General features: G+C 67.4%; 9 protein-coding genes and 1 pseudogene. 2 read left to right on the forward strand and 8 right to left on the reverse strand.

The annotated features are described in order from the left end of the window. Position 1 precedes the first annotated feature (1 nt). A complete protein-coding gene (locus tag ACIA49_RS05440; RefSeq protein ID WP_396375881.1) occupies positions 2–457 on the forward strand; it encodes a YdeI/OmpD-associated family protein in 456 nt (151 codons plus the stop codon). Here ACIA49_RS05440 and ACIA49_RS05445 read toward each other — a convergent pair. Together ACIA49_RS05445 and ACIA49_RS05450 are read right to left on the reverse strand one after the other, a co-directional pair. Further along, complete coding sequence (locus tag ACIA49_RS05445) at positions 419–892, reverse strand: SRPBCC family protein (RefSeq protein WP_396375882.1); 474 nt, start codon at positions 890–892, stop codon at positions 419–421. The genes ACIA49_RS05440 and ACIA49_RS05445 overlap by 39 nt on opposite strands. Before the next feature lie 10 nt (positions 893–902). Further along, positions 903–1343 carry a hypothetical protein gene (locus tag ACIA49_RS05450; protein WP_396375883.1) on the reverse strand — a complete coding sequence of 147 codons (441 nt, stop codon included), beginning with the start codon at positions 1341–1343 and terminating at the stop codon, positions 903–905. Positions 1344–1589: 246 nt separating this feature from the next. Between ACIA49_RS05450 and ACIA49_RS05455 the strand changes: the two genes are divergently transcribed. Next, positions 1590–3026, forward strand: a complete 1437-nt coding sequence (locus tag ACIA49_RS05455) for an Nramp family divalent metal transporter (RefSeq protein WP_396375884.1) — start codon at positions 1590–1592, stop codon at positions 3024–3026. Positions 3027–4469: 1443 nt separating this feature from the next. On the opposite strand, the pseudogene ACIA49_RS05460 reads toward ACIA49_RS05455, so the two are convergent. The 6 genes and pseudogenes from ACIA49_RS05460 to ACIA49_RS05485 form a co-directional block, all read right to left on the reverse strand. Then, positions 4470–5375 (reverse strand): annotated as a pseudogene (locus ACIA49_RS05460) (helix-turn-helix domain-containing protein); the annotation flags it as partial. Then, positions 5329–7635, reverse strand: coding sequence for an ATP-binding protein (locus ACIA49_RS05465; RefSeq protein WP_396375885.1), 2307 nt, complete (start codon positions 7633–7635; stop codon positions 5329–5331). The pseudogene ACIA49_RS05460 and the gene ACIA49_RS05465, both read right to left, overlap by 47 nt. Then, a complete protein-coding gene (locus ACIA49_RS05470) occupies positions 7628–9928 on the reverse strand; it encodes an ATP-binding protein (protein WP_396375886.1) in 2301 nt (766 codons plus the stop codon). The genes ACIA49_RS05465 and ACIA49_RS05470 overlap by 8 nt, the downstream gene beginning before the upstream one ends. Continuing rightward, positions 9921–12245, reverse strand: a complete 2325-nt coding sequence (locus tag ACIA49_RS05475; RefSeq protein ID WP_396375887.1) for an ATP-binding protein — start codon at positions 12243–12245, stop codon at positions 9921–9923. The genes ACIA49_RS05470 and ACIA49_RS05475 overlap by 8 nt, the downstream gene beginning before the upstream one ends. After that, positions 12238–14586, reverse strand: coding sequence for a helix-turn-helix domain-containing protein (locus ACIA49_RS05480; protein WP_396375888.1), 2349 nt, complete (start codon positions 14584–14586; stop codon positions 12238–12240). The genes ACIA49_RS05475 and ACIA49_RS05480 overlap by 8 nt, the downstream gene beginning before the upstream one ends. Beyond that, positions 14576–15496, reverse strand: coding sequence for an SMP-30/gluconolactonase/LRE family protein (locus ACIA49_RS05485; RefSeq protein ID WP_396375889.1), 921 nt, complete (start codon positions 15494–15496; stop codon positions 14576–14578). The genes ACIA49_RS05480 and ACIA49_RS05485 overlap by 11 nt, the downstream gene beginning before the upstream one ends. Between the last annotated feature and the right edge of the window lie 2 nt (positions 15497–15498).

The following is a 15498-nucleotide window of genomic DNA, read 5'->3' on the forward strand; positions in this document are numbered from 1 at the left end:
GATGGAGACGTTTGACGGTGTGATCGTGGTGGAGGACGGGGGCGGGGCTTGGGTTGAGGTTCCGGGTGAAGTGATCGCCGGCTTGGGTGGGGGCGGCCGGATTCCGGTGCTGGCGACCTTTGACGGGGTTGAGTACCGCGGGTCGATCGCGTCCATGGGCGGGTGCATGGCGCTCGGCGTACTGAAGGGAATCCGGGCCGAGCTGGGCAAGGGCGGAGGCGACACCGTCGCCGTGACCGTTGAGCGGGACACGGCTGAGCGGACGGTCGACGTACCGGATGACTTCGCAGAAGCCTTAGCCGCTGCCGACCTGCGCAACAGCTTCGACAAGCTCAGTTACAGCCATCGCCGGGAACACGTGCAGGCGGTCCTTGACGCGAACAAGCCGGAGACCCGCGCGCGGCGGATCGCCAAGGCGTTAGAGATGCTTCTCGACCGTGCGGGCCAGAATTCCTAGCGTGGCGCGGAGGCCGGCTTCGGGGATGATCGGGAAGTTGACGCGGCCGCGGTAGCGCTCCTCGATCTGGCTCCAGTCGTAGTACGACGTCACCAGGGTACCGATGTCGCTCGGCTCGAGGCGGTAGCCGTAGAGGTGCTTGATCGGCGGCTGGATCGTGCCGGAGATGGTCCATTCGAGCTCGGCGTCCTCGGCGTACCGGGTGATGATCACCGTGACGTCGTACTTGCCCATCGGCAGATCGTTCAGCGACTCCCGATCCATGTGGACGACGAACTCGTCGCCGACGGCGCCGACCGGCTGCCCGTCGGCGGACTGCAGCATGCCGGAGCTGTCGATGGCGACGTGGCCGCGCGGATCCCGCAGTACGGCGAAGATCTCGGCGGGCGTGGCGGCGATCTCACGCTGGACTTCGAACCGCTCCTCGTTGGTCACGCCGCCGAGCCTACTTGGTGTGCTTCCGCCGGTACGCCGTCCAGTTCGTGGGCTGCAGTTCGGGCGGATCGGGAAGGAGCTCGCGGATCTTCGTGGCATCCGGACCGTAGGCAGCCTCAGGGAGACCGCCCAGAACCTCGGCATAGACAGAACGGACCACCTCAGCCTGAGCAGCCCACGAGAAGTGGTGCAGCACGCCGAAGATCGGCCGGTTCGCCTCGATCAGGACATGGGTGTAGTTCTGCACGACATGGTGATAGAACTCCAGCTGCCACCGACGGTGCCGGCGGTAGGTGCTCGCCGAGACGCGGTAGTCGACCGGATAGTCGAGAACTCCGTTGGCGAAGGCGAACGCGGTCACCTTCGTGGTGGGCACCTGTTCCTCCAGCACACGGGCCCACCGAGTGCCCTGCCCGGCGAAGTTGACCGGCCCGATCAGTAACCGCCGCATCGAGCCGGGCCGGCATCCCGGCCGCCGGTGTGTCTGTTGTCTGAACCACGGTGTCGTCTTCCGCCCCTCACAACCTCGGTCGGCCGGGCATGGGGGCGATTGCCGGCCGATCAGTGAATGAATCCGCTCACGTAAGACTCAAAACAGTCCAGACCACAAGAACGGTTGCCTGGGCCTGAGAAGTGGTTCAGGGCACTCCGCAACCGCTAACCTCCCGGAAAGAGTCGACGATGTGAGGAGCCCGGAATGGCTGACAGCACGGCGACGGACCACGGCACGTTCGCGCTGCCGACGAAGAATCTGCCCGCCCCGCAGGTCCGCGACCTGCCCGAGCCACCGAGTCAGACCTGGAAAGTCGTCGGACCCGGCATGGTCGGCGCGGGGGTGGGACTGGCCTCGGGTGAGTTCATCCTGTGGCCGTACATCTCCAGCCAGGTCGGGCTGGTGTTCCTCTGGGGCGCGCTGGTCGGGGTGGTGATCCAGTGGTTCCTGAACATGGAGATCGAGCGGTACACGCTGGCCACTGGTGAGACAGCGCTGACCGGCTTCAACCGTTTCGGCAAGCACTGGGGGCTGTTCTTCGCGATCATGACCTACTTCGCGAACATGTGGCCCGGCTGGGCGACCAGCTCGGCGTCGATGCTGACCTATCTGTTCGGCGGCGGCGATCCACGCTGGATCGCGATCGGCATCCTGCTCGCGATCGGCCTCATCCTGACCTTCGCGCCGGTCGTCTACGTGATGCTCGAGCGGCTCATCCTGGTCAAGATCCTCGCGGTCGGACTCCTCGTCGTACTGGCGCTGATCTTCGCGATCCGGGCCAAGACGTACGACGCCCTCGGCCACGCGGTCACGCATCCGCAGTTCCCCGTCGAGCAGCTCGGGTTCGCGTTGATGATGGGTGCGATCGCGTACGCCGGAGCCGGTGGCGGCCAGAATCTCGTGCAGAGCAACTGGATCCGCGACAAGGGCTTCGGCCAGGGTCTGCACGTCCCCCGCCTGACCTCACCGGTGACCGGCGAGACCGAGGCCGACCCGACGGCCAACGGCTACGTCTTCACCCCGAACGACGCCAACCTGGCCCGCTGGAAGCGCTGGTGGAAGTTCGCCAACATCGAGCAGGCCGCGACCTTCGTCGCGATCACCGTGCTGACCATCGCGTTCACCTCGATGCTCGCGCACGCCACCCTGTTCGGCGACAGCAACGTCAAGAACAACATCAGCTTCCTCAAGATCGAGGGCACCACCCTGCAGACCCTGGTCGGCGGCTGGTTCGGCTACCTGTTCTGGGCGATCGGCGCCTTCTCCCTGTTCGCCGCCGCGGCCGGCATCGTCGACTACACCTCGCGCCTGACCGCCGACATGATCAAAGCCCGCTACCTGCGGACCTCGACCGTCACCGAATCCAAACTGTACTTCGGCCTCGTCTGGGGACTCGTTGCCTTCGGCATCATCGTCCTGCTGGCCGGCCTCACCCAGCCCCTGGTCCTACTCGTCATCTCCGCCTGCACCGCCGGCACCATGATGTTCGTCTACTCCGGCCTCCTCTGGTGGATGAACTCCCGAGCCCTCCCCCGAGCCATCCGCATCACCCCGGTCCGCACCGCCGTACTGGCCTTCTCCTTCCTGGCCTTCGGCTTCCTCGCCGTCTTCACCATCATCGACCAACTCAAGAAGCTCTGAAATCTCCGGCAGCCCATAGCGCCGGCACAACTCCAACGCCAGCCGCCACTGCTCCTGAGCGGACTCGGCCTCCCCGAGTCCGCTCAGCGCCGTACCGAGAGAGTGCCTGATGCGAGCCTCGAGGTCGCCGCTGTCGCGGCCAACCATCGTCAGGGCCTCGCGCAGACTGCTCGCCGCCGCCTCGTACGACCCCAGCTCCACCTCAGCCGCGCCCAGGACGTGCAAATGGTCGGCAACCGCGAAGCGACTGGCGGAGGCTCGTACTCCGGCGAGCTCGGCCAGTATCGAGTCCCGGGCGCTCTTCGGCCGGTCACAGCGGCAGTAGGCATCGGCGATGTCGCGGGTCATCCACTTGAGCGCGCCTGGGTCGTTCGCACGAAGAAGCGCCGCGGCCTGCCTGAACTCGAGATCCTGCTCGGTAGAACGGCCCAGACGGCCGGCAAGGACTCCGAGGGTGAACCGCGCATATCCCTCGGCCGACTTGTCGGCAGCGGCGACGGCAAGCTCCAGGCCGGACTTCGCAGTGGCGCTGGCTTCCTCCAAGAATCCCAGTCGTTCCAGGAATCGGGCCAGGTCGATCAAGCTGTGCAGCCACAAATGTTCGTACCCGTGTACCCTCGACACCTCCACTGCAGCGCGCATATGGGAGGCTGCCCGCTCGAAGTCCGACATCCCCTCGTAGAACTGGGCAAGGTAGAGCCTGAGCTGGGCCACCGCATGTGGGTGGAAACCGGCTGGATCGTTCCGCAGTGCTGTGACCGCCAGCTCGCCCAGTCGTACGGCTTCGGTCGCGCGCCTGCGATCGGCCCAAAACGACGTCATACCCACCGCAAGTCCGACGATCTTGACGGTGTGAAGCCGTTTCGCCTTCATCATGCGGCCGGCCGCCGCCAGTACCTCTTCCGCCTCGGCATCCAGCCAGGCCATGGCCTCCTCGCGCCCTACCTCTTCGGCCTCAGCTAGCCATCCCTCGTCGAGCCACTCTCGCGATACCGATGCAATACGTATCCGACTCGCCCACGCCATCGCGATGTACAGCGCCACAACACGATCCTGAGCAGCCGCCCTTTCGAGTTTACTGGCCCGAGCCATTGCGAGCTCCCGCGCGTACGAGCGCACCAGGTCGTGGAACTGGTAGCGCCGCGGACTGACAGCCTCCAGCAGATGAAGGTCGACCAGGTGTTCCAGCAGCGGCTCGATCTCAGCCTCCGGACGATCCACCAACCGGGCAGCGACCTTCAAGTCCAGCTCGTTGCCTTCGTGGAGACCGAGCAAGCCGAAAATCTCGGTCGCCGCCACATCAGCTGCCGACGTGCCGTTGAGCGACAATGCGATCGACGCCCGTACGCCGTACTCCGCTTCGTCGAGCACATCCAACCGAGCCGCCTCGTCGGCCAAGCGGCTGGCGAGGTCGGTCACTGTCCAATCGGGTTCGGCCGCCAGGCGCGTGCCGGCGATGCCCAGCGCCAGCGGTAATGCTCCGCACAAGGAGACGACCTCGCGTGCTGCCGCGAGGTCGGCTTCGATCCGCTCGTGCCCGGCCGCGGAGATCAGCAACATCAGAACGTCGTCTTGTGGCAGTACGGACAGCTCCAGCGACCGTGCGCCCGGCAGTCCAACCAGCGCTCGGCGACTGGTCACGATCACCGCGCACGTCGACGCACCGGGCAGCAACGGCAGGACCTGGTCGACGGTCGCCGCGTTGTCCAGTACGACGAGGAGCCTGCGACTGGCGCATGCCGTACGGAACAGACCGACGGCCTCCTCGACAGACTCGGGTGGACGCTTCAGAGCGAAGCCGAGCTGTTGCAGAAGGGTGTTGAGTGCCTCCAGCGGAATCATTGGCTCGCCCCCGCCGAAGCCGCGCAGGTTGACGTACAGCAGCCCGTCGGCGAACCAACCCGAAAGCCCACGCGCGACGTGCACAGCGAGTGCGGTCTTCCCAGCCCCGCCCATGCCCGCGATCGCCGAGATCACCACAACCCCAGGTCCCTGTCCATCTCGAGTCAGCAACGCCGTAACAGCGGAGATCTCCTCGGCACGCCCAACGAAGCCGGGCGCGTCTGCCGGCAAGCGGTCGGGACCCGGTTTGGGGCGCGCTGCGGCGGCCTTCAGTTCGGCGTGTTCATCGTCGTTCAGGGCGAGACCCTTGGCCAGCAGGTCTACAGTCTGGCGCCACGGATACCGCCGACGGCCGGTCTCCAGTGCCTTGATGGCTTGGGTGCTGACTCCGGAGACCTCCGCCAGCCGCTCCTGCGACAGCCCGGCCGCTTTGCGGAAGCTCCGTAGTACCGGCCCGATCTCAGCCATCCAGGAGTCCTCGCACCTCGTCGGCCTGCGGCAGGCCATAGCGCTCGTACAGGTCCAGGGCGTGCCGCCATTGCGCACGCGCGGGCTCGGTCTCGCCGAGCGCGCTCAATGCTGTGCCGAGAGCGTGGCGGATCTTGGCTTCCATCTCGTCGTTGCTGCCTTGGAGCAGGTCGAGTGCTTCGGTGAGGGCGACGCGCGCCGCGTCGTACCCCGAGAGTGCAGTCTCGGCGGCCGCTAGGTGACGGAGGTGCTCGGCAATGGCGGACTTATCGCCGATACGCCTGATCTCCGGGAGGTGATCGCGGAGCCAGGTGCGGGCGGCCTCGGGACGGCCGGAGCGCAGGTAGCTGGCGCCGACTTGGGGGTGGAGGAGATGGAGCATTTGTGGATGGTCGCGGCCGAGGATGGCTGTGGCCAGGCCGAATTCGTGGTCTTGCTCCGCGAAGCGGCCGAGGCGGCCGGCCAGACTGCCCATCGCGAGGTGGGCGTCTGTCTCGAGGAACTCGTTGGCGATGCTCATCGCACCGGCCATTCCAGCTCTGACGAGCTCCACGGCTTCGTCCAGTTGGCCGAGTTGTTCCAGGTCCTGAGCGAGCGTGATCGTGCACACGAAATGGTGGTACGGATCGGTCTCCACCGGGGCCGCCGCGATCGCGCCGCGCATGAGTTCAACTGCGGTCTCGACGTCCGATCTGGCCGAATAGTGCAGGGCCACGTGGAAAGCAATTCGGCTCAGGCCGAGTTCAGAGGCGCACTTGGGGTCTTCGCTGAGCGCGGCCAGGGCGAGTTCGCCGAGCTGGGTGCCTTCCGTGTGCCGGCGACGGGCGTGCCAGAACCGCATCATGCCGCCGGCCAGAACGACCAGGGTTCCGCGGTCGGTCGTTGGCCGGGCGGCCGCGGCGAGGATCTGGTCTGCTTCCACGTCAAGCCAGCTCATGACCTCGTCGAACTCGAGGTGCTCGACGCCGGCGACCCATCGGTCGTCGAACCACGTGCGCCGCGCGCCTTCCTTGACTCGTGCTTGCCAGGCCATGGCGATGTAGAGCGCGAGCACCCGTTCGCGGGCCGCCGTGCGGTCCTCTTCGGGGGCGAGCTCTTGGGCGTAGGCGCGGACCAGGTCGTGGAACTGGTAGCGGCGGGGGCTGAGTGACTCCAGGAGGTGCAGGTCGACAAGGTGTTCGAGGAGTGGTTCGACCTCCGCCTCGGGGCGATCGACTAGGCGGGCGGCAACCTTCAGATCCAGTACGTCACCCTCAAAAAGTCCAAGCAGCCCAAAGATCTCGTACGCCGCCACGTCGCCCACCGAGGTGCCCTTCAGCGACAACGCGACAGAAGCCCGTACGCCGGACTCTGAGTCGCCGAGCAGGTCCAGGCGAGCTGACTCGTCCGCCAGCCGTCGGGCCAGGTCAGCCACCGTCCACGAAGATTCAGCCGCGAGCCGCGAACCCGCAATCCTGAGCGCCAACGGCAACGACCCGCACAGCGCCACAACTTCCAGCGCCGCCTGTGGATCGCCCTCGACTCGCTCCCGGCCAGCAGCCGAGGTGAGCAAGGCCAACGCCTCGTCCTCCGACAGGACACCGAGCGCCACCGGCCTCGCACCCGGCAGACCGACCAGAGCACGCCGACTCGTGACGATCACCGCGCAATTCGCCGTACCGGGAAGCAGCGGCATCACCTGTTCGACGGTTGCTGCGTTGTCGAGTACGACGAGCAGCTTCCGCGTCGCGCAGGCGGTTCGGAAGATGCCGGCGGCCTCTTCCGCGGACTCCGGAGGGCGTTGGAGAGCGAAGCCGAGTTGCTGAAGCAGCGTATTGAGAGCTTCCAGTGGTGTCGACGGATCGCCAGTCCCGAAACCACGCAGATTCACGTACAGCACACCGTCAGCGAACCGACCCGCCAACTGACGCGCGACGCGCACCGCCAGTGCGGTCTTGCCTACACCGCCCATGCCGGCAATGGCCGAGATCACGACCACGCCAGGCACCTGCCCACCACCAGTCAGCAGGTCGGAAACAGCGGCGATCTGCTCGGTACGACCGACGAAGTCCGCCACATCCGTCGGCAGGCGACCGGTCGAGGGCCGTGCGGCGGCGGCCTTCAACTCGGCTCGCTCGTCCGCGGTGAGCCTCAGGCCCTTGCTGAGCAGGTCGACGGTCTGCACCCACGGATAGCGGCGACGGCCGTTCTCCAGCGTGTTGATTGCACCGACACTGACCCCGGACGCTGCGGCGAGCTGCTCCTGCGACAATCCAGCCGCTGTGCGGAACTTTCGGAGTACCGGACCGAACTCAGCCATCCAGCAATCCCTGCACTTCGGCTGCCTGGGGCGATCCGCCGCGGCGGTACAGGTCCAACGCGACCAGCCACTGCTCGCGAGCGAGCTCGTCCTCGCCGAGCTCGCTCAGCGCCGTACCGAGGGCGTGGCGGATCTGGGCTTCCATCTCGTCGTTGCTGCCTTGGATGACGTCGAGTGCTTCGGTGAGGGCAGTGCGGGCCTCGTGGTGTGCGGCGAGTGCTGTTTCGGCGACGCCGAGCCAGCGGAGGTGTTCGGCGATGGCGGACTTGTCACCGGAGAGCCTGATTTCGGCCAGGTGATCGCGGAGCCAGGTTCGGGCGGATTCGGGGCGGCCTGAGCGTAGGTAGCTGGCGCCGATGTCGGGGAGGAGTAGGTGGAGGATCTCTGGGCGGCTTCGACGCAGGGCAGCGGCCGCGAGGTCGAAGGCCTCGTCCTGCTCGGCGAAGCGGCCGAGGCGGCCGGCCAGGGAGCCGATGCTGAAGCGTGCATCGCTCTCGATGATCTCGTTGCCGAGCCGGAGCGCACCCTCCAACCCGGATCGGGCCAGCTCCGCTGCCTCGTCCAGTTGGTCGAGTCGCTCCAGATCCTGCGCGAGAGTGATCGTGCACACGACGTGGTTCAACGGATCGGTATCCAGCGGTGCCGCTGCGATGGCGACCCGCAGGTGAGCTACCGCGGTCTCGGAGTCCGACCTGGCCGAGTAGTGCGCTGCCACGTGATAACTGATCCGGCTCAGCGCGAAGACCGAGGCACAGGTCGGATCGTCGCGGAGTGCGGCCAGGGCAAGTTCGCCGAGTTCTGCGCCCTCGGCGTGCCGGCGGCGGATGATCCAGTAGCGCATCATGCCGCCCGCGAGGACGACGAGGGTTCCACGGCCGGTCGTCGGTCGGCGGGCCGCGGCGAGGATCTCGGTCGCCTCGGTATCCAGCCACGCCATGACTTCGTCGTACTCCAGATGCTCGACACCGGCGACCCACTGCTCGTCGTACCAGAAGGCCTGTGAGACGCCGAGCTTCGCCCGCGCCTGCCAGGCCATCGCTACGTAGAGCGCCAGCACCCGCTCGCGGGCCGCCGCCGCACCATCATCGGGTGCGAGCTCCCGGGCGTACGTGCGCACCAGGTCGTGGAACTGGTAGCGGCGTGGGCTGGTCGACTCCAGGAGATGCAGGTCGACGAGGTGTTCCAGCAGCGGTTCGATCTCCGACTCCGGGCGATCGACCAGACGAGCAGCGACCTTCAAGTCGAGTTCATTGCCTTCGTACAGACCCAGCAGCCCGAAGATCTCCGCGGCCGCCACGTCGATGGCCGACGTACCGGCCAGTGACAGCGCGATCGACGCCCGGACGCCGTCCCCGAACAGGTCGAGACGGGCACTCTCGTCGGCCAGGCGGCGGGCCAGGTCGGTAATCGTCCAGGACGGCTCGGCGGCTAGGCGGCTGCCGGCGATTCTGATTGCCAGTGGCAACGACCCGCAGCGGGCCACGACTTCGCGGGCTGCCTGCGAGTCGGTTTCGATCCGCCCCGGTCCGGCTGCTGCGATCAGCAGCGCCAGTGCCTCGTCGTCCGGCAGGACCGCGAGCTCGAGCGATCGCGCACCCGGCAGACCGACCAGGGCGCGTCGGCTGGTGACGATGACGGCGCAGGTCGACGTACCGGGAAGCAGCGGAAGAACCTGGTCGACGCCGGCCGCGTCGTCCAGTACGACGAGCAGCTGGCGGGTGGCACACGCCGTCCGGAACAGGCCCGCGGCCTCCTCGGTGGACTCGGGTGGTCGTTGCAGGGCGAAGCCCAGTTGCTGGAGAAGCGTGTTCAGCGCCTCCAGCGGCGTCATCGGTTCACCGATGCCGAAGCCGCGAAGGTTCACGTAAAGCACACCGTCAGCGAACCGAACCGTCAGCCCCCGCGCGACGTGCACGGCCAGTGCGGTCTTCCCCACACCGCCCATTCCCGCGATCGCCGAAATCACCACCACCCCAGGCGCCTGTCCACCACCAGTCAGCAGCTCGGACACCGCAGCGATCTGCTCGACCCGACCGACGAAGTCCGCCACATCGTTCGGTAGCCGCCCCCTCGACGGCCGCGCAGCCGCAGCCTGCAGCTCAGCCCGCGCGTCCGCGTCGAGCCGCAGCCCGTCGCTCAGCAACTCGACAGTCTTCGCCCGCGGCGACCGCCGACGCCCCGCCTCCAACGTCTTGATGGCCTCAACACTGACCCCCGAGGCCTCCGCCAACTGCTCCTGCGACAACCCAGCCGCCTTACGGAACCTCCGCAGTACCGGACCGAACTCAACCATTCAGCAACTCCCTGACTTCGGCTGTCTGCGGCAGGCCGTAGCGCTGGTACAGCTCCAACGCCAGCAACCACTGCTCCCGAGCGGGCTCGGTCTCGCCGAGTCCAACCAGCGCCGAACCCAGGGCATGCCGGATGGCCGCTTCGAGCTCGCCCTGGCTATCGACAATCAAGGCAAGGGCATTCTCCAGGGTTTCCCGCGCGTCGTCGTACGCCGCCAACTCGACCTCAACAGCGCCCAGGATCTGGAGGTGATCAGCGAGGGCGAATTTCTCCCCGCTGGCGCGTACTTCGGCAAGCTCGGTGCAAAGCCAGCTGCGGGCACTCTCATTGCGTCCGCAGCGGCTGTAGACGTCCCCAATGCTGCGGATCAACCAGCTGAGGGAGGACGCGTCGTTGCTCCGCACGAGCTCGACCGCTCGAGCGAACCCACGGTCCTGCTCATCTGCCCGGCCGAGCCGTCCGTCCATGACGGCCACCGTGAAGCGCGCCCAGCCCTCAACGGTCCCGTCCCCAGTGGCCAAGGCGAGCTCCAATCCGGCCCGTGCGTGGATCAAGGCCTCGTCCAGCTGATCCAGTCGCTCGAGGAACCGCGCGAGGTCCAGCTCGCAGTACTCCAGCAATGGGTGATAGTCGTGGCCCCTGGCGACCTCGACCCCGGCACGCATGTGCGCAGCCGCCAACTCGACGTTCGACGTGATGGCGTAGTGGTGTGCCAGCCGGTATCTGATCTGTCCGATTCCGAACGGGTGGTGCGGTCCTGGCTCACTCTCCAGTACCGCCACCGCGAGTTCCAGCATTTTGACCGCTTCTGCGTTGCGCCGGCGGTCGGCCCAGAACACGGACATGCCCACCGCCAGCAACAGAATCGTCGCGGCGTCGACCGACCTCCGGATCGCCACGGCAAGAATCTCGATAGCCTCGCCATCCAGCCAAGCCAGCGCCTCGTCAGGCACGATCTCGTCGGCCTCGGCGAGCCGCCGTTCGCCAAGCCAGGCCTGGCCATTCCCACCGATGTCAGGCCACGCCCCCCAAGCCATCGTGATGTAGAGCTCCATGACGCGCTTTCGGGCAGCAGCTCGGTCAGTGGCATCGGTCCGTGTCGATGCGAGCTCGCGTGCATAAGCGCGGACCAGGTCGTGGAACTGGTAGCGGCGTGGGCTGGTCGACTCCAGGAGATGCAGGTCGACGAGGTGCTCGAGCAGCGGTTCGATCTCCGACTCCGGGCGATCGACCAGGCGAGCAGCGACCTTCAAGTCGAGTTCGTTGCCTTCGTACAGACCCAGCAGCCCGAAGATCTCCGCGGCCGCCACGTCGGCGGCCGACGTACCGGCCAGTGACAGCGCGATCGATGCCCGGACACCATCTCCGAGCAGGTCCAGGCGGGCGCCGTCATCGGCCAACCGGCGGGCCAGGTCGGCGACCGTCCAGGACGGCTCGGCGGCCAGGCGGCTGCCCGCGATTCTGATTGCCAGCGGCAACGACCCGCAGCGGGCCACGACCTCGCGCGCTGCCTGCAGGTCGGTTTCGACTCGTCGTGCTCCGGCTACCGTGGTCAGGAGCGCCAGCGCCTCGCCGTCCGGCAAGACATCGAGATCAAGCGACCCCGCGCCCGGCAGACCAACCAAGGCGCGGCGGCTGGTGACGATGACGGCACACGTTGACGTACCGGGAAGCAGGGGCAAGACCTGCTCGACGGTGGCCACGTTGTCCAGTACGACGAGCAGCCTCCGAGCGGCGCACGCCGATCGGAACAGGCCTGCGGCCTCCTCGGTGGATCCGGGTGCGCGGTGGAGGGCGAACCCGAGTTGCTGAAGCAGGGCATTCAACGCCTCCGCCGGCGTCATCGGTTCACCGGCACCGAAACCGCGCAGGTTCAGGTACAAGACGCCGTCGGCGAATCGGTCTGTCAGCTCGCGCGCGACGCGGACAGTCAAGGCGGTCTTCCCCACGCCGCCCATGCCGGCAATCGCCGAGATGACCACTACGCCCGGGGCGTGCCGATCACCGGTCAGCAGATCCGACACCGTGGCGATCTGCTCCGCGCGACCCACAAAGTCGGTCACATCTGCTGGGAATCCGTGAGCGCCGGTGATCGCCTTGGGCCGCGCAGCTGCGGCGCTCAACTCGGCGCGCTGATCAGCGTGCAACTCCAAGGCATTGGCCAGCAGATCGACCGTCTGTCGCCATGGATAACGGCGGCGACCAGTCTCCAAGGCGTTGACGGCTTGGAGACTTACGCCGGATTCGTCGGCCAGGCGCTGCTGTGACCAGCCGGTTTCCTGGCGGAGCTTTCGGAGGACCGGGCCGAAGTCAGGCATTGGTGCTCAGGAGGTCGTGGAGCTTACTGGCTTGGGGGGAGCCGTGGCGGGTTAGGAGGTCTAGGGCGGATTGCCATTGGGTGGTGGCTTCGGTGGGGCGGGCGGCGGCGAGGAGGACGTGGCCGAGGCGTTCGCGGACGCGGGCCTCGGCTTGCCAGGTTCCTTGGACTACTTGGAGGGAGGCGCGGAGGTGGTGTTCGGCGAGGTCGAGGTGGTCGCGGGCCAGCTCGACGCGGCCGAGGCCTTCGAGGGCTTCGGCGACGGCGAACTCGTCGCCGTCCTCCAGTGCCGCGGTCCGGGCTTCTTCGAGGTACGACGAGGCTTCGTCGAGCCGGCCGGTTTCGCGATAGGACAGGCCGGCGAGGCAGAGCAGCCAGTAGCGCTCGTGGGGCGTGCCCAGGCGTCGCATCAGTTCGACGGCGCGGTCGAGCTCGCGGTCCTGGGTGGCGGTGTCGCCTTGTTTGCCTGCGGCCAGGCCGAGGATGAGGCGGCCTTCGGCTTCGGCAACCTCGTCGCCGCTGCGGAGGGCGACGGCGACGCCGCGGGAGGCGGAGGCGATTGCTTCGTCGAGGCGGCCGAGATCGACGAGGTAGTGGCCGAGGAAGACCTCGGCCTCGATGTAGGCGCGGTCGTACGAGCGGATCTTGGGCGCCGCCAGCGCCATGGTCATGTAGTCGACCGCTCGTTGGTGCAAACCGGCTGAGGCGCACTGCTGGGCGACCTCGAAGGGCAACAGGGCGGCGGCGAACGGATCGGCGAGTGACTCCGGTACGCCGAGCGCCAGCGTGCCCAGCAGCACACCGTCGGAGTGCCGCCGGCGGACGTAGCAGTACGGCAACAGCCCCAGTACGACGCGCGCCAGCACCGCGCGAGACGCGGTCGCGGTAGCACGTCGTACGGCGCCGATGGTCTCGTCGATCTCCTCGTCGAACCACGCGAAGATCTCGTCGAGGGTGAACTGCTCCGCGCCGGCCGTCCAGCTGTCGTCGTACCAGGCCTGGGAGAGGTCGTCGGCGAACCGGGCCATCCGGGTGCGCCAGCCCATCGCGAGGCACAGCTGGAGGACTCGCAGTTGTGCGGCCTCACGGGCCGGGGCGTCGGTCAGGGCGGCGGTCGTCTCCTTGACGTAGCTGCGGACGAGGTCGTGCATGCGGTACCGATGCGGGCCGACGGACTCGATCAGGTACAGATCGACCAGGCGCTCCAACCGGCGGCTCACGTCGTCGACGGGTAGGTCGAGCAGCGCCGCGGCGACGCGCACGTTGAGTTCGTCGCCCTCGTGCAGTCCGAGAAGCTTGAACGCGGCAACGGCGTCGGTGTCGCGCTCGGTCGCCGCGGCCAGGGAGAACTCGATGCTCGCCCGTACGTCGCGGTCAGCGGTCGCCAGCTCGTCCAACCGGTTCCGGCTGGTCTCCAATCGCCGTACCAGGTCGGCGACCGCCCAGGTGGGTTCGTCCGCGAGCCGGGCGCCGGCCAGGTGGAGGGCGAGCGGAAGGCCACCGCACAACCGGACGATCGCCAGTGCGTTGACCGGATCGCGCGCGATCCGGTCGTCGCCGGAGATCTGGGTCAGCATCTCGATGCCGTCCTGATCCGGCAGGACGTCGAGCATCACGTGGACGACACCGGGCAGCGCGGTCATCGCCCGGCGGCTGGTGATCAGCACCGCGCAAGTCGATGCCCCCGGCAACAATGGTGCCACCTGGGCGGCATCGGCCGCGTTGTCGAGAACCACCAGGACGCGACGACCGGACAGCGCCGACCGATAGCGAGAGGCGGCTTCGTGAGCGTCGCCTGGATCATCCGGACCCTGTACGCCGAGGCTGTCCATCAACCGGCTGAGAGCCTCCGACACCGTCATCGGCCGACCCGGTCCGAAGCCACCGAGGTTGAGGTACAGCTGGCCATCGGGGTATCGATCGGCCACCAGGTGGGCCATGTGGATAGCCAAAGCGGTCTTGCCGACACCGCCCATCCCACCGATGGCGGAGGTCACCACGACACCTGGTCGCGACTCCTGCGCGGTGAAGGTCTTCTCGAGCTCAGCCACCTGGTCCTCGCGGCCGACGAAGGCATAGACGTCGTCCGGGAGCTCACGCGGGATGGTGACCCGAGCCTTCGTCCGGGCGCCGGCCGTGACGAGCTCCAATCGCTGCTGCGAGGTCAGCCGCAGCCCGTCGGCCAGGCGCTCGAGCGTGCCCGACCGCGGATGCCGGCGACGGCCGGACTCCAGGGTCTTGATCGCTTCGACGCTCACACCAGATGAAGCCGCCAATCGCTCCTGCGACAGACCAGCGGCCTTGCGGAACTTCCGCAGTACTGGGCCGAACTCAGTGGTCATAAGGCTGGGTGGCGCCGTTGACCGTGGTGAAGAGGGAGTAGATGGACGTGGTGGCGGTGATGAAGAGCCGGTTGCGCTTGGCGCCGCCGAAGGTCAGGTTGGAGACGGTCTCGGGGACGTGCAGCTTGCCGAGCAGGGTGCCGTCCGGGTGATAGACGTGTACGCCGTCCGCCGCCGAGGCCCAGACACGGCCGGCGGTGTCGATCCGGATCCCGTCGAAGGCGCCGTTCCCGCACTCGGCGAAGACCTCACCACCGCTGATCCGGTCGCCGTCCACCTGGAACACCCGCATATGCGCGCGCTCGGTATCGGTGATGTAGAGCAGCGACTCGTCGGGCGAGAAGGCCAGTCCGTTCGGCCCGTCGAAGTCATCGGCAACCCGGGTCAGGGCACCATCCGAAGACACTCGATAGACATGACAACCACCCGTCTCGATCTCCCCGGCGTACCCCTCGTAGTCGCTCTGGATCCCGTACGACGGGTCCGTGAACCAGACCGAGCCGTCGCGCTTGACCACGACGTCGTTCGGGCTGTTGAACCGGTGGCCCTCATAGGAGTCGGCCAGCACGCTGATCCGGCCGTTGTGCTCGGTCCGGGTGACCCGGCGGTTGCCGTGCTCACAGCTGACCAGGCGCCCCTCCTGGTCGAGGGTGTGACCGTTCGTGTTCCCGGCCGGCGTCCGGAAGGCGGAGACCTGGTACGACGTCTCGTCCCAGCGCAGGATGCGGTCGTTCGGGATGTCGCTCCAGAGCAGATACCGCCCGGCCGGTGAGTAGACCGGGCCCTCGACCCACCGCCCACCCGTCCACAGCCGCTCCAGGTGGTTGTCACCCCGGATCCCGCCGAACCGGTCGTCGAACTTCTCCCACTCCGCCGGTACGGTCCCCGCCAACGGTTCAAGGATGGTCATCC

The organism is Kribbella sp. NPDC051587, from assembly GCF_044453945.1.
In the GTDB taxonomy this organism is placed as follows: Bacteria; Actinomycetota; Actinomycetes; order Propionibacteriales; family Kribbellaceae; genus Kribbella.

What these genes read in the sequence shown, in the direction of transcription:
- ACIA49_RS05465 (WP_396375885.1), bottom strand. Translation starts at nt 7,635, where the DNA reads ATGGCTGAGTTCGGTCCGGTACTCCGAAAGTTCCGCACAGCGGCTGGA.
- ACIA49_RS05455 (WP_396375884.1), top strand. Translation starts at nt 1,590, where the DNA reads ATGGCTGACAGCACGGCGACGGACCACGGCACGTTCGCGCTGCCGACG.
- ACIA49_RS05475 (WP_396375887.1), bottom strand. Translation starts at nt 12,245, where the DNA reads ATGCCTGACTTCGGCCCGGTCCTCCGAAAGCTCCGCCAGGAAACCGGC.
- ACIA49_RS05485 (WP_396375889.1), bottom strand. Translation starts at nt 15,496, where the DNA reads ATGACCATCCTTGAACCGTTGGCGGGGACCGTACCGGCGGAGTGGGAG.
- ACIA49_RS05480 (WP_396375888.1), bottom strand. Translation starts at nt 14,586, where the DNA reads ATGACCACTGAGTTCGGCCCAGTACTGCGGAAGTTCCGCAAGGCCGCT.
- ACIA49_RS05450 (WP_396375883.1), bottom strand. Translation starts at nt 1,343, where the DNA reads ATGCGGCGGTTACTGATCGGGCCGGTCAACTTCGCCGGGCAGGGCACT.
- ACIA49_RS05440 (WP_396375881.1), top strand. Translation starts at nt 2, where the DNA reads ATGGAGACGTTTGACGGTGTGATCGTGGTGGAGGACGGGGGCGGGGCT.
- ACIA49_RS05470 (WP_396375886.1), bottom strand. Translation starts at nt 9,928, where the DNA reads ATGGTTGAGTTCGGTCCGGTACTGCGGAGGTTCCGTAAGGCGGCTGGG.